The organism is Pseudoalteromonas rubra (assembly GCF_004212645.1).
Lineage (GTDB): Bacteria > Pseudomonadota > Gammaproteobacteria > Enterobacterales > Alteromonadaceae > Pseudoalteromonas > Pseudoalteromonas rubra_G.
In genome coordinates this window covers 1-25,442 of record NZ_PPUZ01000025.1, presented here as the reverse complement: position 1 = coordinate 25,442, position 25,442 = coordinate 1, and the positions used below count along the sequence as shown (strand labels likewise).

Here is a 25,442-nt window from a genome sequence, read left to right as displayed (position 1 = left end):
AATCCCTCCTTCTCCGCCATTTATTAAAATGGTGTCTTTGTAGTAAAACGGACGCGTAGCTCAGCTGGATAGAGTACCTGGCTACGAACCAGGCGGTCGGAGGTTCGAATCCTCCCGCGTCCGCCACTTCTCTTAAGTGGTTAAATAAAAAGAATCGGAATCAGGAAGTCGGAGGTTCACTCTCCATAAAGTACGTCCCGGTCCAGCACTTCTCTTAAGTGGTTAAACAAAAAGAAGCACATATCAAGTGTTAAACATGATAATACGGACGCGTAGCTCAGCTGGATAGAGTACCTGGCTACGAACCAGGCGGTCGGAGGTTCGAATCCTCCCGCGTCCGCCACTTTCTTCAAGTGGTTAAACATGAAGTACTGAAGAGTGTAAACTTAAGAAACGGACGCGTAGCTCAGCTGGATAGAGTACCTGGCTACGAACCAGGCGGTCGGAGGTTCGAATCCTCCCGCGTCCGCCACTTTCTTCAAGTGGTTAAATATGAAGTGCTGAAGAGTATAAACTTAAGAAACGGACGCGTAGCTCAGCTGGATAGAGTACCTGGCTACGAACCAGGCGGTCGGAGGTTCGAATCCTCCCGCGTCCGCCACTTCTTACCAAATTATTGAAGAAGTGAGCAATTAGCCGACGAAAGTCGGTTTTTTTGTGTCTGAAATTTGAGACTGTTTTCTCAGCTAGATAGAGTACCCGGCTACGAACCAGGCGGTCGGAGGTTCACTCTCCACAAAAGACGTCCCGCGTCCGCCACTTCCACTTCAGGAAGTGAGCAATCAACCGACGAGAGTCGGTTTTTTTGTGTCTACAATTTGGTGTGAGCTGCTTCAGCTGGATAGCGCACCTGGCTACGAACCAGGCAGTCGGAGGTTCACTCTCCACAAAAGACGTCCCGCGTCCGCCACTTCTTAAAGAAGTGAGCAATCAACCGACGAGAGTCGGTTTTTTGTATCTGAAATTTGGTGTGAGTTACTTCAGCCGGATAGAGTACCAGGCTACGCATCAGGTGCCTGGAGGTTCACTCTCCACAAAAGACGTCCCGCGTCCGCCACTTCTTAAAGAAGTGAGCAATCAACCGACGAAAGTCGGTTTTTTTGTATCTGAAATTTGGTGTGAGTTACTTCAACTGGATAGAGTACCAGGCTACGCACCAGGCGGTCGGAGGTTCACTCTCCACAAAAGACGTCCCGCGTCCGCCACTTCCTTCAAGTGGTTAAATAAAAAGAATCGGATTCAGGAAGTCGGAGGTTCACTCTCCATAAAGCACGTCCCGGTCCGCCACTTCTTCTTGGATTCTGGAAAAGTGAGCAATTAGCCGACGAGAGTCGGTTTTTTTGTGCCTGTAATTCGGTGTGGGTCTCACGCCTTGCACGATTTCTTCCGTCGTAAATAGTTGCAAAGGTGAGCCATCGCACCGCACAATCTCGATACCGTTTGCTTTCCCCTAAGGACATTTGTGCGCCAGACTACCCATGCTTTTCTGATGCTGATGATCACCATCAGTGTGTTGCTTTGCTCATTTCAAACGCGGGCAATTGAGGTTGCTGCCGAGCGTGGTGACCAGTACCTGCCAATGCTGGAAGGCAAACGCGTGGGTTTGGTGGTGAATCAGAGTGCGCGGGTAGGTGATCAGCACCTGTTGGATTACCTGGTAGATAACCAGGTGAATGTGACCCGGATCTTTGCCCCCGAACATGGATTCCGGGGGAACAAAGGAGCGGGTGTTTACATTAATGATGGCAAAGACGCAAAAACGGGCGTACCCATTGTCTCCTTGTACGGCACTAATAAAAAGCCTAAACCTGATCAGCTTACCGACATAGACATGCTGGTGTTCGATATCCAGGATGTGGGGGTACGATTTTACACCTACCTCAGCACTCTGTTTCTGACCATGGAAGCCGCCCAGCAAAGTGGGGTCAGTTACTTGGTGCTGGATCGGCCGAACCCGAATATTGCTTACGTCGATGGCCCGGTACTCGACCCCCGATTTCGCTCCTTTGTAGGTATGCTGCCTGTGCCTGTCTTGCACGGCATGACGCTGGGCGAGCTAGCGCTGATGAGTGTCGGTGAGGGGTGGTTAAGAAGTCCCGGGCAATTGGACCTGACGGTGATACCTGTAGCCAGTTACAGTGCGCAGGATGACTATGAACTCCCCATAGCGCCGAGCCCTAACCTGCCGAATCAACGCGCCATCTATTTGTACCCTTCGTTATGTTTATTTGAGGCGACACAGGTGTCTGTTGGGCGAGGGAGTGACTTTCCGTTCCAGGTATTTGGTCATGATCAGGTCCGGCTTGGCACGTTTGCTTTTTCACCGCGCTCAATACCCGGTGCAGCCATGCACCCTAAGCTAAAGGGTAAAACGGTCTATGGTGAAGACCTGCGTTATTCCGGGCAGCGAGGACTGTCGTTAGACTGGCTGGTGCAGGCATATAGTGCGTTTGCGCAACAGGGAAATACGCTGATCAATTCACCGAGCTTCTTTGATAAACTGGCGGGCACGGATGTGATCCGTCTGGCACTGGCACAAGGTCTGAAAGCACACCAGATTGAAGCCATCTGGCAGCAGGAAGTGCAGGCGTTTAAGACACGCCGCCTGCCTTACCTGCTTTACGCACGCGAGTGATATTGGCTCAGTCGTGAAAGACCGCGCGCATATTATCATTAGCGCGCTCAACCCGTCGCTGCCAGTGCAAATTTGACTGCGCCAGCGCAACAAACAAGGTATCGATAAGATAACATTGCGACGCCCGGGCCAGTATGGCGCTGTGATCCACAGGCTCCACTTCTTGCACAGTAAACAACATATGATCGGCAATGTCACTGAGCCTGGAGTCGCCATAACGACTGATGGCAAACAGGCGGCACTCATTGTGTTTTGCCTGCTCGGCCAGTTTCAGTAACGCTTTGGTTTGGCCTGAATTACTGATCACAATCAGTAAATCTTCTTTGCCCATAGAGGCGATATAGCTGGCAGCACTGTATTCGTCACTGTGGCAAACGGCTGATATGCCGACCTTTTGCAGCTTAAAGGCAAAATCCTGTGCCACTGACCAGGATGCACCTTTCGCGCAGATCAGGACTTTGCGTGCCGCTTTTAAGGCTTGTACAGTGCGTTCAAACTCAGCACTGCTGTTGAGTTTTTGCGTTGCACTGAGCGTTTTGTGCTGATTGGCGATGAGCTTTTCACTGATATCCGCCAAAGAGTCGCTTTGTTCAAACTGCGCAGAGGGCGCGGCCTGATCACTTGCTTGCTCATTCAGCGCATCTACAACAGCAAGTTTAAATGCCGGAAAGCCCCGGTATCCTAACTTTTGTGCGAATTTTACGACACTCGATTGACTCACCCCGGCCGCTTTGGCCAGCTCAATGGACGACAAAGTACGTATCTGGGTCCCCGAACTAAGGGTAAAGTCGGCGAGTTTTGCCTCACTTTGTGAGAGAGTTGGCCTTAATGCCTTTATTTTAATAAAAGTAGACATGCGCTTCACTTGGTAACCTGTACTAACAGAGATGTCCATATTATAGGTTCAATGATGGCAATGTAATAGATCAGAAAGATATATTATTGCGCTTTTTAATCTGGTTGGTACCTAAAAAAGTTCTTTTTGTTGCGTTTGTAAATTCAGCCGCGAAAAGCTTGGTTTTTTCCACGCAACTAATTAAGCTAACGGGTTTACAGCTTGATCTAATAATTAGTAATAGGGAACCTATGTCCTGGTATTCGATTTTACCGCCTTTGATAGCCATTGCTGTGGTGTTCTGGCGCAAAGAGGTCATTGTGGCGCTGATCCTGGCGCTGATCTCGTCAGAATTTCTGCTCGCGCTGAACGGTGATGGCAATGCGTTATTTGCCACCTTTATTAATAGCATTGAGCGCATTGTCAGTGTGGCTACTTCTCCGGGAAACAGCCGGATCCTGCTGTTTAGTATCGTGATTGGCGCGTTGCTGGCTTACATCAGGGAGTCTGGTGGGGTCGGCGCGACGGTAAATAAGCTGCTGAATATTGGCGTCGCAAAAAGTAAGCGCCAGGTTGGTCTGTTAACTATGTTCACCGGCATGGCGGTATTTATTGAGTCAAACATGAGTGTGCTGACGTCGGGGATCGTATCTCGGGGTTTGTTTGACAAGTTCAAAATGAGCCGCGCGCGCCTTGCCTATATCATAGACAGTACCAGTGCACCCGTGTGTATTCTGATTTTGCTCAACGGTTGGGGCGCCTATGTGTTGGGCCTGCTGAGTAACTATGAGTTAGAGCAGTCGGCAGTCAGTATTTTGTGGGGCAGCGTGGCCTTTAATTTTTATGCCATCATCGCCTTGCTGATTGTGTTTTACACCATTGTTTTTGACAAAGTGCATGGCCCGATGAAAGTCGCTGAGCAAGCGCTGACAAAACGAGATCAGGAGATAGACAAAGGCCCGGCAGCGAGCAAAGCTCGATTTATGCTCGTACCACTGGCAACGCTTATTATCAGTATGCTGGGCTTTATGTTGTGGACTGGTGGTGGAGAGCTGGCCCAGGGAAGTGGCTCAAAGTCCGTGTTGTATGCCACGGTACTGGCAACGGCGGTCGCCTACTTACTGTTGCTTAAAGCCCGTCATTTTACCCATCAACAACTGGTTGATGTAGGTTTTAAAGGGATGGGGGAGCTATTGCCTCTGGTGAGCATTGTGTTGCTGTCACTGACGCTGGGCGCGAGTTTAAAAGAGCTGGGTACTGGTGTGTTTGTCGCATCGTTAGTGGGTGATTACTTACCTGTTTACTTTATTGTACCCGTGCTGTTCTTAACGGGCGCCGTGATGTCTTTTACCACAGGGACATCCTGGGGCACGTTTGCGATTCTGATCCCCATTGGGGTGCCATTGATCCAGACCTTAGGACTGCCCCCATCGCTGGTCGTGGGTGCGATCCTCAGTGGCGGCATCTTTGGCGATCACTGCTCCCCAATTTCGGACACCAGCGCAGTGTCCGCTCTGGCATCAGGGTGTGATCTGCTGGAGCACGTAAAAACCCAGCTGCCTTATGCGATGGTGGGCGGTGCGCTGGCATTGCTCAGCTTCTTCGTTGCCAGCGTGGTGATGATTTAAACCAGATTGCTCGCCAGCCTGTCAGGCTGGCGACATTATGGGCAGGCGTACACGGTGTGTGGAACCGCTGAGATGGTGGTTAAGTGGCCGTCGGTGTTTTTGTCCAGTGCGAGCATCTGACCAGGAGCCAGATCTGATAAAGCAGGCTCGTTCTGCAATGCATCGAGCACTGAGTGCTTGATTTCAAGTAACGTTTTGCTTTGGCAGTCGGCAACAAACCAGGTGTCCTGATCGCTGTGAACCAGCCGGCCATAAAAACGCTGTTCGCTGAGCCGCTTTTGCTGCTGGCTAAATTGCTTATCAAGCGCCTGCTTTTGCTCCCGAATATGTGTAACATAATGACCCTGTTCAACACTGTGGGTTTCAACTTGCTCATAGTCGTCATAGCTCAGCGCATACACAGGCACTGTCGCGTGCTGAGAGTGTTCCTGCGTGAACATCACCGTGGCCAGCACAAGGAGTGCGCCGCACGCTAAAATCCACTGACCTCGTTGCCACCAGCTGACTTGCCTGACGGCAGCATTGGCAGCGCGACAAGCTTGCTTGAGCTGACGCTGTTGCTGTGCGGAGGGCTTATGCTGTTGCTTTGCTTGCTGATAGGCCTGCCTAAGCTGTTCTGCTTGCGGTTTGTCACTCATTATTTTCTCCTAATACATTTTTCAGTGCAGCCCGGGCGTAGCGTAGTCGGGTTTTTATGGTTTCCTGAGGTGTATCCGTGATACTGGCAATTTGCTGCAAGGAGAACCCTTCGAGTTGCAGGCTAATTGCTTCTCTTTGTAGCAGCGGTAAGGATAAAATCGCGTTATACAAGGGCTGGTGCGACGCAATACCAGGCTCCGAGGCTGGCAAATGCTGCTCTAAAGAGTCCGTGTAGGACAGCCGCTGTTGTTTGCGCAACTCATCAATCAGAGCATTTCGCGCCAGCTTAAACAGGAAAGCCTTGGGCGCCTGGCTGGTATGATAAGCCTGACGCTTCTCAACCACAGTGAGCCAGGTTTTCTGACAGACATCTTTGGCCAGCTCACTGTCACTCTGAGTCAGTAAAAAGTGATATAAGTCATGATTGTACTTATCTATGGCCAATTCCAGGTACTTATTTTCTCCACTCAGTTTAAACTCATATAAAGGATCGGCAGGCTCAGTTTCGATTGCCGACAGCCAGTTTTTTAATGTAAGTAGCATAGGCAGTTCCTTGTTTTTATTGGTATGTGCCCGCATGCACCTGGGTTTTCACCCAAGCGCATATCCTTCATCTTAATTCTGGTTGAGCTTGAACTCCAGCACGACTTTTTGTCCGCTTTGCGCCTGAGGCTGACCATCGACCACTTGCGGGCGATATTTCCAGCGTTTCAGCGCCTTAAGTGCCTCACGGTTGAACACTCGCTTGGGCTCGGCGTTTGCGACCCGGGCATCGACCACTTCTCCTGTTTCTGAAATCGTAAAGTGCAGCTCTACCCAGCCTTCGGTGCCATCACGTGCAGCTATGCTTGGGTAGCGCGGCTCGACTCTCACAATGGGCGTAGCCTGCATATCCGTGGGTTGCATGGATGAGCCCATTTGTATCGGGCCAGTCTCGACAACGGGTGCACCACCCAGCCCGTTGAATGCCAATGTGGGCACTTCTGCATTCAGCGTCGGCTTAGGCGGCGCTTTAGGTGCAGGTTTAGGCGGTGGTGGCAGTGGGCGCTTGGTTTCGACCGGACTATCTTGTTTTACGTCGGGCAGAAAGATTGGCGTATATGCGACAGTGTCTTGCTCAAACGCCAGATCCTGACTGATCAGGTGCTGCATAAAAGCAAAAGCTGCAAAGGTGACGCCACAGGCACCCAGAAACGACAGTAAAACCTTGTTCAGAGTTTGAAAAGGACGAGGGGACTGCTGTGCTAAAAATTGACCGTTCATAGGCATGCTCCTTGATGATTTATCAGTAAAACGGGGGTGAGGTCAAAAAGGGGTGAAGTAGTTGGCGTTTTTTTTCCTGGTTACGTTAAAATGCGCAAAATAACTGTCGCTATCGGGTTGTAATAGGACCCAAGAGGCGTCTGTGCATTGCAGTAAGTGGGAGACAAGATGCAACTGTTGGAGATAGATAAAACGCGTTACAGAAAACACCTGAACATAGTGATCGCGGCCTGTATTGCAGCGCTGGTGATTGGCAGTCTGGGTATCGCCCGGGTGTTAATTGTGGCATTTCCGGATCCGGATGGCAGCCACTTCCACTGGAACCTGACAGGCGTGGTGCTGACGTGTGTGATGATAGCAGCCGTGCTTAAGCGGGTGCAGTATCATCCGTTTATGTATGAAGTTAACTATGTCTGGCAACTCAAGCAGGCGCTGAACAAGGTCACTCGCAAGATGGCCAAGGTTAAAAAGGCTGCACAACAGGGCGATGTGGACGCCATGCTTGCCATGCAATTTAGTTACAGTGGCTCACGCCAGCTGTGGCAGCTTGATGACAATACCCTCACCATGGAAGAGCTGGGCATTTGGCAGGCCGAGCTGGATGCGCTGACCAAGCAGTATCAGGTGACGCTGGATATCACCCGTTATGATGCCTCATTGTTGGATAAGTTCTGAGATATCACCGGACAAGGTATTACCTCGGATCTGTCACTCTGAGTAAAAGGTAAAGCTATTTCGGGAGGTCTTTTTGATGCTGTACATAGCAACGTCGGCGCACTCAACCAGGCCTTTGAGATTTTCAGCATGCTGAGGGAAGTGGGCAATACCAATACTGGCACCCACCGCCAGCTCGGTTTGCCCCTCACGGTGCTCAAATGGCATAGGTTGGTTAATCGCTTCCAGCAACGTCTGTGCAAGGCGAGTTAGCTCTTGCTGTGTGATGTCCAGTCGGGCGACTAAAAACTCGTCTCCTCCCCAGCGACACACCAGGTCGGTGGTGTCCATTGTCACAGATAGCTGATTGGCAATGTGCTTAAGCAGTGCGTCTCCTGCGTTATGACCATAGACATCATTGATAGGTTTGAACTTGTCCAGGTCGATTAGCAGCAAGCTAAATGTGCACTGATTGTCTATCCAGTCGAGTAACATAAGCTCAGCGCCATAACGGTTGTAGAGCCCCGTCAGACTGTCTCTTTGGGCTCGCTTGTTAAGCTGGTTCAGCATGGTTTTGCGCAGGGTAATATCGGCAAGAAACACCTGAAAATACCATTGTCCGTCACTGAGGGTATTGAGCACGATAATACTCAGCCACACTGTAGATTGCGTCAGCGGGTTAATGAATTCAAACTCAGACTGCATCACCTGCTTTTGCTTTATGCTGTTCTCGGTGAAGGTATAGAGAATATCCGGGGTTTTACAGTACAGCCCGAGGTTCTCGGGAAAGCGCTCATCGACATCAATGCCCATGCCCACGAGCAGATCTTTAGCGGCGTCATTGATCAGTAAAATATCCCCTTCGTCTTTCACTAGCAGGGTAGGTGAAGAGGACTGTTCAAACATCAGTCGAAAGCGTTTTTCCAGCTCGACGACTTCGGCTCTGAGACTGCGCTCTTGCTCAAATAAGGCTTCGGCTTTATCCAGTAAGGCGTTGATCCCCAGCTCAATTCGGCCAATTTCATTATGACTGGCATGTTTGTCTATCTTCAAGCGCTGGGCACTGCCCGGCAGTATTTTTGCAAGCGACCTGCCGAGCTGATTGAGCGGTCGGGTGACTTGCCAGTACACCAGGGTAGAGAGCAGTATGATGATGGGCAGGATCACGACCAGCATGGTTTTAACGCCACCCAGGGCAATACTGCGGGCATTTTGTTCTATGATGAGTGTGTTGGGCGCGATGTGTATCATGCCGATGTTTTCGGACAGGAAAAACGGGTTAACCAGTTTTATCTGGATGCTGCCTGGTCCGCTGTGCAAAATACTCTTGGCCAGCAGGGTATCTTTGCTAACCAGCGCGGCCGACAGAATTATATCGTTACTGATCAGCCCATTGACAACTTCTGTTGCCAAATCTTTGTCTTCGAGGTACGCGGCAATCGAGGCTGTGGAAGAGACGGTTTTGCCTATCTGCATTACGGTGCCGTTAGCACGCGCCAGCTCTTCTTCAAATACATGCCGATAATATAGTTTTGCGTAGATCACACTGAATAGCAGTGTCGTCAGACTCAGTAAAAGGGTTAGCCGTGTGATCAAACTGTGTTTATTGAACAAAACGATACACCACTTTGACGTCCTCAGTAACCGCTGTTGCGGGCACATAACCAATAGCATCTGGGGTCGATGCAACTTCCTCAAGTATAGCGTCGATTGATTGATACGCTTGCGGAAAAGAGGCCTTACCACTAAATTTTACCTGCGACCAGTAAGCATTGATCTGGCTGATAGGGCGGCCCGTCAGAGTGGTCAGAAAAAGAGTACGTAATGAATGTCCCTGCTCATAGTCGAGCACTTTGGCCAGGGTGCCATCGGGGAAGGCGGTGTATTTGCCCATGTAGAGATCGACGAGCTGATGTTGGGATAGCTGCTGATTTGGGTTGTCACGGTGAACAATCACCACCAGGGGGGCCGTGGCATTGGCCGCGCAGGTGGTGAACAGCAGCAGTTTTAAGATGATGCAGCAAAAAACCTGAATTCGCATCAGAACACCCAATTCAGACTCAGGCCAAGTGACTGAAAGTACTTATCAAGCTTGGGTGAAGACAAGTCTTTGTGAAGATAAAAAGCCGACGGCAGATGATTGGCTTGGGTATGATCCAGCTGGACTTTAACTGCCAAAGTGGAGGTCAGGTCCTGCCGCCAGCTTAACGACCAGGTATGTTGATCTATCAGGTAGAAATTGGTGTGACGGATCACCCCTTGGTAGAGAGCATCAAGTTGTGGTGTGCTCAGCAATGGCCCCGGATCAACACGATTGTTAGATTTTGCCGCGCTGAAGGTGAGTAGCCAGGTGTCATCTTCCCAGTGTGTGCCGACGCTCATATAACCCGCTTTTAAATGGTTTAGCACCTCAGAGTGAGAGTCGATGTAGGCAAGCTCGCCTTGTAGTATCCATTGGCTGTCGTCATACATGGCGGCCACGGTAAAGTAATTAAACCGCTTGCCTTTTATCTGCAAAGACTCTATCAATGCCTGGCGTGTCGGCCAGATACTATCGGGTATGGGTTGTAAAGCACTGAGTAGTTGGCCCTGTTGCTCATTGGTATTACCGGCTTTGGTGGTGGTGTAGTTGCTGCGGATCAACCAGTTTTGGCTTTGTAATGACAGGCTCATGCCATAAATTGACTCTAACTCCACGTCCCAGAAAAAGTCGTCGTCGCTGACTATTGGTGCATTTGAGCGCCCGGCAAAAACCTTGTAATTCAGCACGCTTTGCGCAAACGGATAGGTATAAGTAACATCAAAGCCATCGAGGTTTTGATGCGGTACCACGGCGTAAAACTCCGTTGGCGGGTGGCCATAGTTAAACGCAAAGCCAATATCCCGGTACTCCGTCATCATATACAGATCAAGGCCGGTGCGCCCTGCACGAAATTGCCAGTTGGGCGTCAGTGTATACCGTGCAAAGGCCATTTGAATGAGGTAATCCAGCTTGTATTCCTTGCGCTCTTTAAGCACGGCCTGCGCCACCCACTGTAGTTGTGACGATGATTGCCAGTCGAGTTGCAAACCAATGGAGGAGTTAGCAAAACTGGGCTCCCCCAGATAGCTGACATCGGGCTGAGAGATCACATGTCGGACCCCGGCGGTTTGAGAGTTACTGATGTTAATATCCAAAGTAGCAAAGCCGTCTACTTTTAACTCACCTGCTTGTACAGCTAAGCTCAGCCACCAGAGCAGAGATAAAAACATCACAAATGTCGAGCGCATCAGTTACCATTAAGATATTATTTCAGTAGAAAATGCATGAGTGCGAGTGGCACCGGGCAGTTCTTATACCAGAGCGCTTAATTAAGCTATTAATCCTGCGGTGAAGAATCCCGTCGGTATTAACCGCTCGGATCGCTGCTTTATTAATGCAAGCTGGTATTACTATCCTAGCGGTGTTCGGTGTATTTGCCAGTATTTAGTCTGAGGACTTGTAACTGAGCAACTTTGTCACCATATAGTCAGTTACAGTATTTTTTGTGATATTATCACATTTTTGCAATTAGGTATTTTGTAGTCGTGGCACAAGTAAGAGCAAGAGTTGAGCTGAATGTTGGGCAGCGTAGTCATATCCCCGCGGAAATCGTCTCATTTGAAGGGTTGCAGGATGGCCAGGAGCATGTTGCCCTGGTGTTTAATCGTGCCGATAGCGAACAATCGGTGCCTTTGATCAGAATGCATTCTGAGTGTTTAACGGGTGATGTATTTCACTCATCGCGGTGTGACTGTGGTGAGCAGCTTAATGAGAGCATCGAAGCCATGCACCTCCAAGGTGGTGTCCTGTTATATTTGCGCCAGGAAGGCCGGGGAATTGGCCTGTATAACAAAATTGATGCCTATGTGCTGCAGTCGCAAGGTATGAATACCTACGAGGCGAATAACCACCTGGGGTTTGACGACGATTTGCGCGATTTTTCGGATGCTGTACTGATGCTACAGGCACTGGGTCTGGATCATGTGCGCCTGATGACTAATAACCCTCGCAAGCTGAATGCACTGAGAGATGCTGGCATTCAGGTTGAGGAAGTGGTCGGGACACATGCCCATGTTAAAGTTGGGGTGGCCGGGAATCGTAATTACCTTGAAACCAAGGTAAAGCATGGCTCACACATGTTAGACATTAAGAAAATTAAGAAGCCGGACGAAATCTAGGCCGGTTGCTATGTGCTGGTCAATCGCGCTTCACGATTGGCCAGTATCAACTCACATGTTGCAGGTAATGAGTTGAAAATTCCCCCATCTGACCTTTTAAGTCCTCCTGTGACCCAGTATAATCGCTCCGTTTCACAATGAATTGATGAATATGCCAACAGAATTTAAAACATTTACCGCAGGGTTTGGCTTGCAATGGCTTAAAGCCGGGTGGATTATTTTCAAGTCTCAGCCTTTTACCTTCGTAATGATGTACCTGCTCATGGTTGTTGTGAGCCTGGTGCCTTTTGTCTTTCCGCCGTTGCAGCTGGTAGCTGTGCTGGCATCGCCCTTTCTGACTGCGGGTTTTTATCTGGCAGTGGTAAAAAAACAGCAAGGTCAGGCCATTACGCTAGCCGATATTTTAGCGCCTTTTTCCACTAAAGGCCGACGACTGAACCTGTTTCGCTTTGGCTTGTACCAAATGGGTGTGGCCCTGTTACTGAGTGCATTGTTGGGAGTACTGTTTGGCCCGGCACTGGAAGTGTTGCAAAACGTCACCGAGCAGAGCGATGAAACGCAGGTGCTGGCACAGGTGATTACGCAAATTACCTTGGCGGACATCGCTATTTTTGTTGTTATTCAATCGCTGGCGATGATGGCCTTTGCTTATGCGCTCCCCTTGGTGTTTTTCCGCGATGAAGCGCGTATTATTCATGCGATGAAGCAATCGTTAATGGTGTTTTATCACAATATGGCCCCGCTGACGGTATTTGGGTCTTTAGTGGCATTGCTGATGCTGCTGTCTATCCCTATGTCGCTGGTACCGCTGCTTGTGGTGATGCCCATTGCGTACATCGGTTTTTTTGTGTCATTTCAGGCTATTGTGTCAGCGTCCGAGCCGCCGGCATCAAATGATAATACTCCACCACAGCAACAGCAGCAAAGTGGTCGGTTTGACGCTTGATGGATCAACAAGATATTGAAAAAAAGCTGAAGAACTACGCCCTTTGGTTATTGTCCAGACAGGAGTATTCTCGTCAGTTACTGGCTCAGAAGTTACGCGCAAAAGATGGCGAAGAGGCATACATTACGCGTTTGCTTGACTGGCTAGAATCGCTTGGCTATCTGGATGATAAGCGCTATTGCGCGAGTTTTTTGTCCCAGCAAGTGGCCAAGGGGCTTGGCGAAAAACGTGTTATGATGGACGCGCAACGCAAAGGTGTCGATAAATCATATTTACAGCACTTAATAGAAGAACAAGAAGTCGACTGGTTTAGCGTGGCCTTGCGTGCCTACGAAAAGAAATACAGCCGTTCGACAAATCAATTGGATTATAAAGAGAAGTCAAAACGAATTCGCTACATGATGTCGCGTGGATTCCGTTATGACGAAATAGATTATGCTATCGAGGCATACTCACAGGGTGAGTAATGCCTGTCACTACAGCAGCAAAAAAGGGTAATGAGCACATGCAGCAGATGACGACCGCACAGATAAGGCAGAGCTTTCTAGACTACTTTGCCAAACAACAACACCAGGTGGTGCCTTCAAGTTCACTGATCCCGGGTAATGACGCCACGTTGCTATTTACCAATGCCGGGATGGTGCAGTTTAAAGACGTGTTTCTGGGCGGTGAGAAACGTCCTTACAACCGCGCGACCAGCTCACAGCGCTGTGTGCGTGCCGGCGGTAAACACAATGACCTGGAAAATGTAGGTTACACTGCGCGTCACCACACCTTTTTCGAAATGCTGGGTAACTTCAGCTTTGGCGATTACTTTAAAAAAGATGCCATTCGTTTTGCCTGGGAGTTTCTGACTAAAGAAATCAACCTGCCTAAAGAAAAGTTGTTGGTCACTGTCTATCACGACGACCAGGAAGCTTATGATATCTGGGCAAAAGACATTGGTGTGCCGGAAGATAAAATCATCCGTATCGCAACCTCGGATAACTTCTGGTCAATGGGTGACACAGGCCCGTGTGGCCCTTGCTCGGAAATTTTCTACGACCACGGCGAAGAGATCTGGGGCGGACCTCCGGGCTCACCGGAAGAAGACGGTGACCGTTTTATAGAGATCTGGAACCTGGTCTTTATGCAGTATAACCGTCACGCCGACGGCACGATGGAACCACTGCCTAAACAGTCGGTTGATACCGGTATGGGTCTTGAGCGTATTTCTGCGATTATGCAGGGCGTGCACTCTAACTACGAGATTGACTTATTCCAGGCATTGATTGCTGCTGCGGCTAAAGTAACCGGTGCGCAGGACCTTGAAGACAAATCACTGCGTGTTATCGCGGACCACATTCGTTCTTGTGCCTTTTTGATTGCCGATGGGGTGATGCCATCCAACGAAGGGCGCGGTTATGTACTGCGTCGTATCATTCGTCGTGCAGTGCGTCACGGCAACAAGTTAGGTGCCAAAGGCGCATTCTTCTATCAGCTGGTCAGTGCCCTGAGCGAGCAAATGGGTGACGCATATCCTGAGCTGGTTAAACAAGGTGCGATCATTGAAAAAGTCCTGCGTATCGAAGAAGAGCAGTTTGGCAAAACGCTGGACCGTGGTCTGGCTATCCTTGAAGAGCACCTGGCCTCATTAGAAGGCGATGTGATCCCGGGTGATGTGGTGTTTAAGCTCTATGATACCTATGGGTTCCCGGCGGATTTGACCGCGGATGTGGCGCGTGAGCGCTTTATGACTATCGATGAGCGTGGCTTTAAAGACTGCATGGAAACTCAGCGTAAAATGGCTCAGCAGGCCGGCAAGTTTGGTGCCGACTACAACGAGCAGCTGAAATCTGAGAAATCGTCAGACTTTAAGGGCTATGATGCCACTCACTATACCGGTACTGTGGTGGAGTTGTTCAAAGAAGGTCAGTCTGTTTCAGTACTTGAAGACGGTGAAACGGGTATTGTGGTACTGGATCGCACGCCGTTTTATGCCGAATCAGGTGGTCAGGTTGGCGATACCGGTAGCCTGAAAGTTGCGGCGGGTGAGTTTGTTGTCACAGATACGCAAAAGCTGGGTAATGCCATTGCGCATCACGGTCAGGTTACAGGCCGTATTGGTGTGAATGACAAAGCGGATGCTCAGGTAGATGCAGCGCGCCGTGAAGACATCAAGAAAAACCATACAGCAACACACATTCTACACGAAGCATTGCGCCAGGCGCTGGGCGAGCATGTTGCTCAGAAAGGCTCTCTGGTCATGGCAGACAAGCTGCGCTTTGACTTTTCTCACTTCGAAGGGGTGAGCAAAGCCCAGCTGCGTGAGATTGAAGATACCGTGAATGCCCAGATCCGCACCAACTCCGCACTCAATACTGAGTTAATGGACATAGATGCGGCCAAAGAAAAAGGTGCCATGGCACTGTTTGGCGAAAAATACGACGACGAAGTGCGCGTAGTCTCGATTGGCGATTACTCTATCGAGCTGTGTGGTGGTACACACGTGTCTCGCGCCGGTGACATTGGCTTGTTCAAGATTGTCTCTGAAGGCGGTATTGCAGCGGGCGTGCGCCGTATTGAAGCGGTAACCGGTGCTGAAGCCATTAACTATGTGGCCAATCAGGAGCAAACCCTGGCTGAGATAGCGGCACTGGTTAAAGGTGATAACAGCAGCGCGCTGGATAAAGTTGCGGCACTGATTGAAAAAGCCAAGGGTCTTGAAAAGCAGGTGTCTCAGCTGAACGACAAGCTGGCCAGCGCTGCGGGTGCGTCACTATTGGAGTCGGCGACAGACATCAACGGCATTAAAGTGTTGGTTGCGAATGTGGCAGGTACCGAGTCGAAAGCGCTGCGTGGCATGGTTGATGACCTGAAGAACAAGATGGGTTCAGGCGTTATCGCGCTGGGCGTGGCCAATGGTGACAAAGTCAGCCTGATCGCGGGTGTGACCAAAGACTTGGTCGGCCGTGTGAAAGCGGGTGAGCTGGTTAATCATATGGCTGCACAGGTAGGCGGCAAGGGCGGTGGTCGTCCGGATATGGCGCAGGCAGGCGGTTCTGAACCACAAAACCTGGATGCGGCACTGGCCAGTGTTTCAGCGTGGCTGGCTGAGAAAACTCAGTAACACGTGGCCCTTATTGTTCAAAAGTTTGGTGGCACTTCGGTGGGGTCAATTGACCGCATCGAAGCGGTCGCCGATTTGGTGGTCAAAACCCGGCAGGCTGGCCACCAGGTGGTGGTGGTGCTGTCTGCGATGTCTGGTGAAACCAATCGCCTGGTTGAGCTGGCCAAACAGATAGACGCTCAGCCCAGCCCCAGAGAACTGGATGTGCTGCTGAGTACCGGTGAGCAGGTATCTATTGCTTTGCTGGCCATGGCCATCATCAAGCGCGGTCACTCCGCCATCAGTTTATTGGCCGATCAGGTGGGCATAGTGACCGACAATATGTTCGGTCGTGCCCGCATTGCCCAGATAGATACGGGACGCTTACAACAAGAGCTGCAGCAGCATCATATCAGCATTATTGCGGGCTTTCAGGGCCGTGATCTGGAAGGTAATATTACCACCTTAGGTCGGGGCGGGACGGATACCAGTGCCGTGGAGATAGCCGCTGCGCTGGGGGCTGATGAATGCCAGATCTACACGGATGTGGATGGTGTGTATACCTGCGATCCCCGGATTGAACCCAAAGCCCGCCGTATGGCACAGGTTACCTTTGAAGAAATGCTCGAGCTTGCGAGCTTAGGCGCCAAGGTCTTGCAGATCCGCTCAGTAGAGGCAGCAGGACGCTACACCTTACCACTGCGTGTTTTATCCACCTTCAAACCGGATGCCGGGACCTTGATTACCTACGAGGAAAACCCCATGAAGAATAAAGTGGTGTCGGGGATTGCCCACCAAAAGGACGAGTGCTTACTGACTATCAGACAGGCGCCTGACGGCCCCGCAACGCTGGCTTCGATCCTGTCGCTGTTAGGTGAATATGCGATAGAAGTCGACATGATCAGTCAAATGAATCAACAGACTGGCAAAATAGACTATGCTTTAACTGTGCATAGCAATGATCATCTGCAGGCGCTGGATGTGCTCAAGACGCATCAGCAGACGTTTGGGGCAGTTGAAATCGAGAGTAATACAGCCGTTGCAAAAGTCTCAGCGGTAGGGGTGGGATTAAAGTCGCACTCTGCGAACGCCGGTACATTTTTTTCGGCGCTGGCAGCAGAGAATATTTCACCTTTGTTAGTTGCAACCTCGGAAATAAAGATTTCAGTATTAATCGATGAGCGATACCTTGAGTTGGCAGTACGTGCTCTGCATGACGCTTTTAAACTGGAAAGTGACGAATAAGCAATTATTTTGCTTACTTTTACGGAAACTTTTCATTAAAATGACCAAGACGCGGAATCTTTTAAATTTTGGAATAACAGGAGCAAGAGAATGCTAATTCTAACTCGCCGTGTAGGCGAAACTCTAATGATAGGTGATGAAGTAACTGTAACCGTATTAGGTGTTAAAGGAAATCAAGTTCGTATTGGCGTTAACGCCCCTAAAGATGTTTCTGTACACCGTGAAGAGATCTACATGCGTATTCAGGCTGAAAAGTCTAACCCGACTACGGGCAATATGTAATCTACAATTCCCGGCGCACAGCCCGGTAGAATTCGAAAAAGTAGCCACTCAGTCGTGGCTATTTTTTTTGCTCAAAATATATTGCAAGGCCTCGTCGGACAGGGCTTTTTTAGAAATGTACTGGTTTGTACCTGCGCGCACCAGCACCACGCCCAGCTCGGTTTCTGCTATTTCATTCACCTCTGACCAGGGGATCTGATAAGACTTATACGGGTTAGTGGCCGTGACGCCCTGTTCATTAATGTCCAGTGTTATTTTGCTGCCACTGGCACGGGTGACCATTTGCCTTGCCACCCACCAGGGGCGTCGGTAATAGTGTGCGATACACTCTAAAACAGCCAATAAAATTAAAAAGTTACCTAAGTAAGCATTATCCAAGCCATAGATGGCAACACAGCCCAGGACGAACAAAAATGCGACCAGGGCATACTTAGGTTTGCTGACATTGCTGTAAGGCAATGACTGATCAAAACATTCGCGAAAGTAATCTTTATCCAGCGTAAACTCGCAGTGAAACACAAACACAACTCCAGTTATTTCATCCAACCATTATACCCCGAAATCTTCCACATGAGCGACTTTACGTAAACTGCGGATTGGTCTTGTATAGCGCTGTTAACATTTTACAAAATAGATGTCTTGGTCATACCAATTATATGTTTCTGTTCAGGGTAAGGTGGTGGGTGAATAATTTTTATGCCATCTGCTTATTTTTGTCGGGCATCTTGACTATTTTTCATATTTATTCCCCTGTTTTCATTAAATTTTCATTTGGATTATCGTAACAGGTTGAAATTGTGTGTAATTTGTTATTGGTAATACCAATTTACAGCTTGGTTTACAAAGCAGGCGGTTTTGTTATGATGATTGCATAATTATCTATAAATTGTGGCTATCTATTGTATCTGCATGATGCCACGCAAAAAAATGTTAACAACAAGGGGAGAGCAAAGATGGACATAACCGCCTTACTGGCTCAGGCCGCCAACTTAATGCTTACCGGCATGGTCGGGGTGTTTGTATTCTTGTCTATTTTGATCATCGCAGTGAAGGGGCTATCCAAATTCGCCGCCCCGGATGAGCCGGTGCAACCAAGGTCACAGGCAGCCAAGTCAAAGCCTGCCGGCGCTGAGCAAGTACCCGCAGAACACCTGGCGGCTATCAGTGCCGCGATTTCGCAATACCGTAACCAGCACTTCCCATCAGAAAAATAATCAAGGGGTCATTTATGTCACAGCTCAAACTAACAGAATTGGTACTGCGCGATGCACATCAGTCGCTACTGGCCACGCGTATGCGCCTTGAGGATATGTTGCCAATCGCTGAAAAGCTCGATCAGATAGGCTACTGGTCAGTGGAATCCTGGGGAGGTGCCACTTTTGATGCATGTATTCGTTATCTTGGTGAAGATCCCTGGTATCGGATCCGTGCCCTCAAAGAAGCCATGCCAAATACCAAGCAACAGATGCTGTTAAGGGGTCAAAACCTGTTGGGATACCGGCACTATGCGGATGATGTTGTCGAAAAATTCGTTGAGCGTGCTCATCATAACGGGGTGGATGTCTTCCGTATTTTTGATGCCATGAATGATGTACGTAATCTGGAAACTGCGATTCGCGCTGCCATTAAAGTGGGCGCACATGCCCAGGGCACCATCTCTTATACGGTCAGCCCGGTACACACGCTGGAGATGTGGCTGGCGCAGGCGAAGCAGCTGGAACAAATGGGCTGTCATTCAATTTGTATTAAAGACATGGCCGGGTTGCTCAAACCTTATGACGCTGAAGTATTGATCCGGGAGCTGAAAAACACTGTGTCTGTGCCCATTGCAATGCAATGTCATGCCACCACAGGTCTGAGCACTGCCACTTACCAAAAAGCGGTAGATGCGGGCATTGATATGCTGGATACCGCGATTTCTTCGATGAGTATGACCTATGGCCACAGTGCCACAGAGACTTTGGTGTCGATTGTAGAGGGCACTGAAAGAGATACCGGACTGGACTTATTGCAGCTTGAAGAAATCGCGGCTTATTTCCGTGATGTCCGTAAAAAGTACGCGGCCTTTGAGGGCAGCCTTAAGGGCGTGGATGGCCGTATTCTGTCTGCCCAGGTGCCAGGTGGTATGCTGACCAATATGGAAAATCAGCTCAAAGAGCAAGGTGCCGGGGACCGTCTGGATGAAGTGCTTAAGGAGATCCCATCGGTCCGTCAGGACTTGGGTTACCTGCCTCTGGTGACGCCTACCTCGCAGATAGTCGGGACCCAGGCTGTACTGAATGTGCTGACCGGGGAGCGCTATAAAACCATCACCAAAGAAACCGCGGGCGTGCTTAAAGGTGAATACGGGAAAACACCGGCAGCGGTTGATGCCGCGCTGCAACAGCGGGTGCTCGATGGAGCAGAAGCTATCACCTGTCGTCCGGCAGACTTAATCGAACCAGAGCTGGCGCAGCTTGAGTCCGACTTACTTGATAAAGCCAAGAGCCTGTCACTGAACCTCAGTGATGCGGTGGTTGATGACGTGCTTACTTATGCCCTGTTCCCACAGATAGGTCTGAAATTTATACAAAACCGGGATAACCCGGCGGCATTTGAGCCGAAACCTGAGCTGGTACAGAATAACTCAGCTGCACCAAAACCGGCACAGTCTAAAGCATCACAAGAGCGCTACAGTGTTCAGGTCGATGGCAAGGTTTACAATGTGGTGGTTGCACCGGGCGGAGAGTTACAGGAAGTGGCAGTAAAGGACAGCGAGCTGATGCCACAATCGGCCTCAGTGAGCAGTGGTGAAACGCTCAACGCGCCACTGGCCGGTAATATTTTCAAACTCCATGCCCGACGTGGCGATGTGGTAGAGCAAGGCGATTTGGTGTTGATCATGGAGGCAATGAAGATGGAAACCGAAGTGCGCGCGACGCACAGCGGTAAAATTGCCGATATCCTGGTCAATGAAGGTGACTCTGTATCGGCTGGCGACGCCATCGTCGAGCTGGCATAGGAGGCATGCAATGGATGGACTTGTGAACCTGTGGTCAGCGACGGGGCTGGCCAACCTGACCTTTCCCGCGCTGGCCATGATAGCGGTTGGTTGTGGCTTACTTTATCTGGCAATTGCAAAAGGGTTTGAGCCCTTGTTACTGGTGCCAATTGGCTTTGGTGCCATCCTGACTAATATTCCGGTTGCGGGTCTGGCCGATCCCGGTGGCCTGCTGTATTACGTGTATTACATTGGCATCGACAGTGGGGTATTTCCGCTACTGATCTTTATGGGCGTTGGTGCGCTGACGGACTTCAGTGCGCTGATCGCGAACCCCAGAATGTTGTTGCTGGGCGCCGCTGCTCAGTTTGGTATTTTTGCGACCCTGTTTGGGGCTATTTTGCTGAATTATGTGCCTGGCTTTGAATTTACCCTGCAAGATGCGTCGGCAATTGCGATTATTGGGGGGGCCGATGGCCCGACGGCCATATTCCTGGCTTCACGCCTGTCGCCGGAGTTGTTGGGTGCCATTGCTGTGGCTGCATATTCCTACATGGCGCTGGTGCCTATCATTCAGCCGCCCATTATGCGCTTACTGACCACAGAGGAAGAGCGAAATATTGCTATGCCTCAGTTAAGAGCGGTCTCAAAGCAGGAAAAGATCCTGTTCCCATTGGGTGTGCTGACACTGACTTTATTATTCTTGCCGGCGGCAACGCCACTGGTTGGGATGTTCTGTCTGGGCAACCTGATGAAGGAGTCGGGGGTGGTTGATCGCCTGAGTAATTCAGCTCAAAACGAAATCATCAATATAACGACCATTTTCCTTGGTCTGGCAGTCGGCTCTAAGCTGGCCGCAGATCAGTTCCTGACGGTAGAGACAATCGGGATCCTGGTGCTGGGAGCCGTGGCCTTTAGCATTGGCACAGCATCGGGGGTATATATGGCCAAAATGATGAACCGTTTTGCCGGCGACAGCCCCATTAATCCACTTGTCGGTGCGGCCGGGGTGTCGGCTGTGCCAATGGCTGCCCGGGTGGTGAATAAGGTCGGCCTGGAAAGCAATCCTCATAACTTCTTATTGATGCATGCAATGGGACCTAATGTGGCGGGGGTACTGGGCAGTGCCGTTGCTGCGGGTATCTTGCTTGCGCTAGTCGGTTAGCACTCTCCAACCTGTTGCGCGAAGTACTGCTTCGCGCTTTTTTCTTCTTTCCTTATGTGAACTGACCCAACGCTTGGCAAAGCAGGTACAGCTGTGGCATGGTATCGCCATCAACATAAGGAGCGCGTAGTTATGAATGTTCTGATAATTTTAGGCAGCCTGGTCGTCGCTTTGCTGATCTTGATCCCACTGCTTGAGAAATATCAAAGTCGTATGGGACTGGATAAGATGCAGAAGTACGGTAAATATATTTTGCCGCTGGTGATGGTGTCTATTGTGATCCGCCTGATTTACGATATGGTGCAGGGCTAGCCCGATGCGCTCAGCAGCACTGTGCTACTGAGCGCATCGCTGTTACTCAACTTGTGACTGCAAATAGCGTTGAATAAACTCAGTGGCTTGCTGGTAGTGTGTTTCCAGAGTGTCACGTAAATGGATCAGGTCGTCACTGTTCAACTCCTCGCCTTTACAGCGTTGCTCAAACTCAGCCGCTAAATCAGCAACCCGATGCGCACCTATGGTCTTTGAAATAGATTTGAGCTGATGGCAGGCCTCGACGATTTCTTCCTGGCTCATAGAGATCACGGCGCCGTTGATATCCCGGGCCAACTCACTGCTTTGCTCCAGATACATGCGGAAAAAGCGCAGTCGCTTGTTTGCATCATGATTGACATATTTATCCAGCTGCGCGAGATCGATGGGCTCTTCGGGAGCTGCTTGTTGTGGCTCGGGCGCTTGCTCTGCCACTGGCTGTGCATCACTCGAGTCATCTACTGGTTCAGCGGTTTCTGCCGGGGCTTGGTGTTCGTTGTCTGCTGCAACCGGTTTAGCTGGCGCTTGTGATTCCTGGGCAGTGCTCGGTACTGACGTTGATTTGTTTTCTGTTTGGACTTGGGCAGGCTTACCAGCCGATTGTTGCCAGGTTTCTAAGGTTGCTTCAAGTACATTCAGCTCAACCGGTTTAGTGATGTAGTCATTCATGCCGGCTGCCAGGCAGCGGTCGCGCTCACCTTTAAGCGCATTGGCGGTGATGGCAATGATGTAAGGCTGAGCATTGATGTCTGTTGCCTGCTCGGCTTCTTCACGGATCTTGGCCACCATGTCGTAACCAGACATCTTAGGCATGTGCAGATCGGTAAGAATGATAGGGTAGTGGGCTTGTTGCCAGCGGGCCAGGCCTTCTTCTCCGTTCTCGGCAACTTCCACACCGTAGCCAAGCAGATGCAACTGATCGGTCAGAACCTGCTGGTTCAGCACATTGTCTTCTACCAGCAGCACCAGTTTATTGGCCGCTCTGGCGTCGTCTACATTCAGGTATTTGTTCAATGACCGTGATGGCTTGAGTTTTTTCGGTTGGTGCAGGCCTGCTGCGACCAAAATGGCGGTCATAAAGCTCGACTTACATAACGGCGCCGCATTAAGATAGAAAATACGATCGTGATTTAACGCCGGTTCATCCATGGTGCTGAGTACAATTACCTGTTGGTTATTGTGTTCAATAGAGTAGAGCAAATCTCGCAGCTGACCGTTCACTTTGTCCATGCCGTCCAGGCCATCAAGCACCCAGATGACATCGCTATCGTACTGATATTCACTCAGCTCATCAGCGTCTTTTAGTACCACAGTGTCTGCGCCCATAAAGGACAGATAACGGGCTACTATGTTTCGACGTGTATGCTCATGGGTAAGTACCGCTATTCTTTGCCCGTTCAGTACTGCTTTATTGGCGTAGGCTATCTGGCCTTTGACACTAAACGGCAGCTCCACCACAAACTCACTGCCCATGCCTATGTCTGAGCTGACATGAATTGAACCCAGCATCAGTTCAACCAGGCTCTTGCAGATCGACAAGCCCAGGCCTGTACCACCGTATTCTCGGGTAATTGACCCTTCGGCCTGAATAAAGGGGTTAAAGATCTCTCGCAATTGTGCCTGTGTCATCCCTTTACCATTATCGGTCACCGTAAAGCGCAGTGTGTAGTGCTCAGACGTGTTTTGCGCAACTTCCACTGTTATTTTCACAAAGCCACGTCTTGTGTCATCGGTGGTGGTGAATTTAATTGCATTGCTGCATAGATTATATAAAACCTGGCGAACACGCACGGCATCACCCACCAGGTTGTTTGGAATGTCCGGTGCAATCGCCAGTTGCAGATCCAGTTTGCGTTTTCTGGCCACGGATGACAGTACCCGGGCCACCTCTTCAATAGTTTCGGAAACAGAAAAGACACTGTTGTCCATCTGTAGTTTACCCGCTTCAATTTTTGAGAAGTCGAGAATGTCATCCAGTATCCCCAGTAATGAGAATGCGGAGTCGCGAATAATGGTGGTCAGGCGATGTTGTGCGCCGTCCAGTTCAGTTTGGCGCAGCAAATCTATGGTGCCTATGACCCCGTTCATTGGGGTTCTGATCTCATGGCTCATTGTGGCCAGGAAGGTGGTCTTGGCCTCACTGGCACGTTCGGCATTCAGAGTGGCTTTTTCCAGTGCGAGGGTACGGGCCTGTACTTCAGATTCGAGACTGGTTTGTAATTGTTTTAGCTCTTTTTGTGCTGCCTGGTTGCCCTGAATGATGTCTCGGATCTGATTGATTAACTGATTAATGCCTACCGCTGTTTTCGACAGCCCAAAGCTTAGTTTTTCTGTGACATGAATATCGTAAGACTTTTGCGCCAACAGGTGCTGAAGTTCTTCGTTGAGCTCGTTCAAGTCTTTACTCAGGCGGCCCAGGATCTGGCGTTTGAGGAAAATACCAAAGGCGATGGTCAGTAGCAAAGCACATCCCGCTAGGATGATGCTAGTCACCGGAGTTGCATTCGATACTGGTTTTTCAGGCGCATATCTCAAGATGAGTTCACCTACTGGCAAATCATCCAGCACCAGGGGCTGGTGAACAACAAGCTCGCCCCCCTGATCGACTTTCGCCTGGCGTTTTATCGGCGCGATGCTTTGGTCATTGGTTTGATACACCAAGCTGGCCTGGCCGATGCCGCTGTCACTATATAAATACAGTTCTATATCTGGGTTGCTGGCTTCGAATGCAGAAAGAATTTGTTTGGCATAGTTATAGCCCAGCTTCATCATAGAATGTGACAAAGGGGTGGCTATGTCTTTTGCCAGCAGCACAAGGTCGGGCCGCTGGGACGTGTCGGTGTTACTCTGGTGCTTATCGGGCCAGGTAAAAGCAGCGGCAGCAGAAATAGCTGCAATAATGAGGGTAACGACAATAAACAGTGGCACGAAGCCCTTTATTTGCGTTTGCGACGAGTTTTCCATTTTATGATTCCGAACCCAACTTTTGTGCTATGTTTCTGTGTTGGATGCAATCCTATCACCTATGCTGGACGAATTCTCCCCGTTTTTGCCCAACGCAGGCGATAAAACGGCGCGATAAAGTGCTTTAAAATACCAAATACAGAGGGAAATTTAAGCGATTAGCCGTGTTTTGTCGGAATAGTGGTCAGTCGAACACAGAGTTTAAAAAAAAAGTTGACTTAACAAGGCAAAACCCGTTTAATACGCCGCACGCCCAGATAGCTCAGTCGGTAGAGCAGAGGATTGAAAATCCTCGTGTCGGTGGTTCGATTCCGCCTCTGGGCACCATTTTTAAAAGTGCGCCTGACTTAATCAGTTGGGTGAGATTAGACCGAAGCAACGCTTCGCAGCTAATCGAACGCGAGACAGGACGTCGAGCCGGAACGCTGCTTCAGGATGAATTATACAGCACAATATAACCAGTTTTTGCCCAGATAGCTTAGTTGGGCGAAACAAGACCGAAGCAGCGCTTCGCAGCTTGTTGAGGTGGAGTCAGGACGACGACAGGCCACCGCTTCATGGAAGAAAGAGCAGCACAATATAACCAGTTTTAGCCCAGATAGCTCA

Annotated in this window: 22 protein-coding genes and 5 tRNA genes; 18 read left to right on the top strand and 9 right to left on the bottom strand. The window is 49.9% G+C overall.

Annotated features, from left to right (window positions below; all coding sequences use genetic code 11):
* The first annotated feature begins 49 nt into the window (after positions 1 to 49).
* From C3B51_RS09900 to C3B51_RS09880, 5 genes are all read left to right on the top strand, one after another.
* Positions 50 to 126, top strand: a tRNA-Arg gene (locus C3B51_RS09900).
* 140 nt (positions 127 to 266) lie between these two features.
* Positions 267 to 343: transfer RNA gene (locus tag C3B51_RS09895), tRNA-Arg, on the top strand.
* A gap of 52 nt (positions 344 to 395) precedes the next feature.
* Positions 396 to 472 (top strand) — tRNA-Arg (locus C3B51_RS09890).
* A 52-nt stretch (positions 473 to 524) separates the two neighbouring features.
* Positions 525 to 601 (top strand) — tRNA-Arg (locus tag C3B51_RS09885).
* Positions 602 to 1,489: 888 nt separating this feature from the next.
* A complete protein-coding gene (locus C3B51_RS09880; protein ID WP_165389136.1) occupies positions 1,490 to 2,635 on the top strand; it encodes a DUF1343 domain-containing protein in 1,146 nt (381 codons plus the stop codon).
* 7 nt (positions 2,636 to 2,642) lie between these two features.
* Here the strand turns inward: C3B51_RS09880 and C3B51_RS09875 are convergent, their stop codons facing one another.
* A complete protein-coding gene (locus C3B51_RS09875; protein WP_125716067.1) occupies positions 2,643 to 3,491 on the bottom strand; it encodes a MurR/RpiR family transcriptional regulator in 849 nt (282 codons plus the stop codon).
* 230 nt (positions 3,492 to 3,721) lie between these two features.
* On the opposite strand from C3B51_RS09875, the gene C3B51_RS09870 reads away from it, so the two are divergent.
* Positions 3,722 to 5,098 (top strand): Na+/H+ antiporter NhaC family protein, encoded by a 1,377-nt coding sequence (locus tag C3B51_RS09870; protein WP_125782346.1) that lies wholly within the window; start codon positions 3,722 to 3,724, stop codon positions 5,096 to 5,098.
* 35 nt (positions 5,099 to 5,133) lie between these two features.
* Here C3B51_RS09870 and C3B51_RS09865 read toward each other — a convergent pair whose 3' ends face one another.
* The 3 genes from C3B51_RS09865 to C3B51_RS09855 all read right to left on the bottom strand — a co-directional run bounded on the left by C3B51_RS09865 (position 5,134) and on the right by C3B51_RS09855 (position 7,000).
* A complete protein-coding gene (locus tag C3B51_RS09865; protein WP_125716069.1) occupies positions 5,134 to 5,736 on the bottom strand; it encodes a hypothetical protein in 603 nt (200 codons plus the stop codon).
* Positions 5,729 to 6,280: an RNA polymerase sigma factor gene (locus C3B51_RS09860; protein ID WP_125716070.1), complete on the bottom strand. Its 552-nt coding sequence runs from the start codon at positions 6,278 to 6,280 to the stop codon at positions 5,729 to 5,731. The genes C3B51_RS09865 and C3B51_RS09860 overlap by 8 nt, the downstream gene beginning before the upstream one ends.
* A 72-nt stretch (positions 6,281 to 6,352) precedes the next feature.
* Entirely contained in the window at positions 6,353 to 7,000 is a 648-nt protein-coding gene (locus C3B51_RS09855; protein ID WP_125716071.1) for an energy transducer TonB, read from the bottom strand.
* 168 nt (positions 7,001 to 7,168) lie between these two features.
* On the opposite strand from C3B51_RS09855, the gene C3B51_RS09850 reads away from it, so the two are divergent.
* Positions 7,169 to 7,675, top strand: coding sequence for a DUF3087 domain-containing protein (locus C3B51_RS09850; protein WP_125716072.1), 507 nt, complete (start codon positions 7,169 to 7,171; stop codon positions 7,673 to 7,675).
* A gap of 33 nt (positions 7,676 to 7,708) precedes the next feature.
* On the opposite strand, the gene C3B51_RS09845 is transcribed toward C3B51_RS09850, so the two are convergent.
* Genes C3B51_RS09845 through C3B51_RS09835 form a run of 3 tightly spaced genes read right to left on the bottom strand, consistent with a single transcriptional unit; the run spans position 7,709 to position 10,924 of the window.
* Positions 7,709 to 9,250: a sensor domain-containing diguanylate cyclase gene (locus C3B51_RS09845; RefSeq protein ID WP_240701882.1), complete on the bottom strand. Its 1,542-nt coding sequence runs from the start codon at positions 9,248 to 9,250 to the stop codon at positions 7,709 to 7,711.
* Between the two features lie 7 nt (positions 9,251 to 9,257).
* Positions 9,258 to 9,695 carry a hypothetical protein gene (locus C3B51_RS09840; RefSeq protein ID WP_240657323.1) on the bottom strand — a complete coding sequence of 146 codons (438 nt, stop codon included), beginning with the start codon at positions 9,693 to 9,695 and terminating at the stop codon, positions 9,258 to 9,260.
* Positions 9,695 to 10,924, bottom strand: a complete 1,230-nt coding sequence (locus C3B51_RS09835; RefSeq protein WP_130244928.1) for a hypothetical protein — start codon at positions 10,922 to 10,924, stop codon at positions 9,695 to 9,697. The genes C3B51_RS09840 and C3B51_RS09835 overlap by 1 nt, the downstream gene beginning before the upstream one ends.
* A gap of 297 nt (positions 10,925 to 11,221) precedes the next feature.
* Between C3B51_RS09835 and C3B51_RS09830 the strand changes: the two genes are divergently transcribed.
* The 6 genes from C3B51_RS09830 (at position 11,222) to csrA (ending at position 17,415) form a co-directional block, all read left to right on the top strand.
* Positions 11,222 to 11,854: a GTP cyclohydrolase II gene (locus C3B51_RS09830; protein ID WP_125716075.1), complete on the top strand. Its 633-nt coding sequence runs from the start codon at positions 11,222 to 11,224 to the stop codon at positions 11,852 to 11,854.
* A gap of 151 nt (positions 11,855 to 12,005) precedes the next feature.
* Positions 12,006 to 12,800 (top strand): BPSS1780 family membrane protein, encoded by a 795-nt coding sequence (locus C3B51_RS09825; RefSeq protein ID WP_125716076.1) that lies wholly within the window; start codon positions 12,006 to 12,008, stop codon positions 12,798 to 12,800.
* Positions 12,800 to 13,267 carry a regulatory protein RecX gene (locus C3B51_RS09820; RefSeq protein WP_046005521.1) on the top strand — a complete coding sequence of 156 codons (468 nt, stop codon included), beginning with the start codon at positions 12,800 to 12,802 and terminating at the stop codon, positions 13,265 to 13,267. Before C3B51_RS09825 ends, C3B51_RS09820 begins: the two co-directional genes overlap by 1 nt.
* 38 nt (positions 13,268 to 13,305) lie before the next feature.
* A complete protein-coding gene (gene alaS, locus C3B51_RS09815; protein ID WP_130244927.1) occupies positions 13,306 to 15,909 on the top strand; it encodes an alanine--tRNA ligase in 2,604 nt (867 codons plus the stop codon).
* A 3-nt stretch (positions 15,910 to 15,912) separates the two neighbouring features.
* Positions 15,913 to 17,133: an aspartate kinase gene (locus tag C3B51_RS09810; protein ID WP_130244926.1), complete on the top strand. Its 1,221-nt coding sequence runs from the start codon at positions 15,913 to 15,915 to the stop codon at positions 17,131 to 17,133.
* Positions 17,134 to 17,223: 90 nt separating this feature from the next.
* The gene (gene csrA, locus C3B51_RS09805) at positions 17,224 to 17,415 is read left to right on the top strand and encodes a carbon storage regulator CsrA (protein ID WP_010386837.1); all 192 of its coding nucleotides are present in this window, start codon (positions 17,224 to 17,226) and stop codon (positions 17,413 to 17,415) included.
* A gap of 48 nt (positions 17,416 to 17,463) precedes the next feature.
* Here the strand turns inward: csrA and C3B51_RS09800 are convergent, their stop codons facing one another.
* Positions 17,464 to 17,961: a YcxB family protein gene (locus C3B51_RS09800; RefSeq protein ID WP_240701881.1), complete on the bottom strand. Its 498-nt coding sequence runs from the start codon at positions 17,959 to 17,961 to the stop codon at positions 17,464 to 17,466.
* A 407-nt stretch (positions 17,962 to 18,368) separates the two neighbouring features.
* Between C3B51_RS09800 and C3B51_RS09795 the strand changes: the two genes are divergently transcribed.
* The 4 genes from C3B51_RS09795 to C3B51_RS09780 all read left to right on the top strand — a co-directional run bounded on the left by C3B51_RS09795 (position 18,369) and on the right by C3B51_RS09780 (position 21,872).
* Positions 18,369 to 18,629, top strand: coding sequence for an OadG family protein (locus C3B51_RS09795; protein ID WP_130244925.1), 261 nt, complete (start codon positions 18,369 to 18,371; stop codon positions 18,627 to 18,629).
* Between the two features lie 14 nt (positions 18,630 to 18,643).
* Positions 18,644 to 20,416 carry a sodium-extruding oxaloacetate decarboxylase subunit alpha gene (oadA, locus tag C3B51_RS09790; RefSeq protein ID WP_130244924.1) on the top strand — a complete coding sequence of 591 codons (1,773 nt, stop codon included), beginning with the start codon at positions 18,644 to 18,646 and terminating at the stop codon, positions 20,414 to 20,416.
* Positions 20,417 to 20,426: 10 nt separating this feature from the next.
* Positions 20,427 to 21,560: a sodium ion-translocating decarboxylase subunit beta gene (locus C3B51_RS09785; RefSeq protein WP_130244923.1), complete on the top strand. Its 1,134-nt coding sequence runs from the start codon at positions 20,427 to 20,429 to the stop codon at positions 21,558 to 21,560.
* A gap of 132 nt (positions 21,561 to 21,692) precedes the next feature.
* Positions 21,693 to 21,872, top strand: coding sequence for a hypothetical protein (locus tag C3B51_RS09780; protein ID WP_046005527.1), 180 nt, complete (start codon positions 21,693 to 21,695; stop codon positions 21,870 to 21,872).
* A gap of 42 nt (positions 21,873 to 21,914) precedes the next feature.
* On the opposite strand, the gene C3B51_RS09775 is transcribed toward C3B51_RS09780, so the two are convergent.
* Positions 21,915 to 24,836: a hybrid sensor histidine kinase/response regulator gene (locus C3B51_RS09775; RefSeq protein ID WP_130244922.1), complete on the bottom strand. Its 2,922-nt coding sequence runs from the start codon at positions 24,834 to 24,836 to the stop codon at positions 21,915 to 21,917.
* Between the two features lie 251 nt (positions 24,837 to 25,087).
* Here C3B51_RS09775 and C3B51_RS09770 point away from each other — a divergent pair.
* Positions 25,088 to 25,163: transfer RNA gene (locus tag C3B51_RS09770), tRNA-Phe, on the top strand.
* Positions 25,164 to 25,442 lie beyond the last annotated feature (279 nt).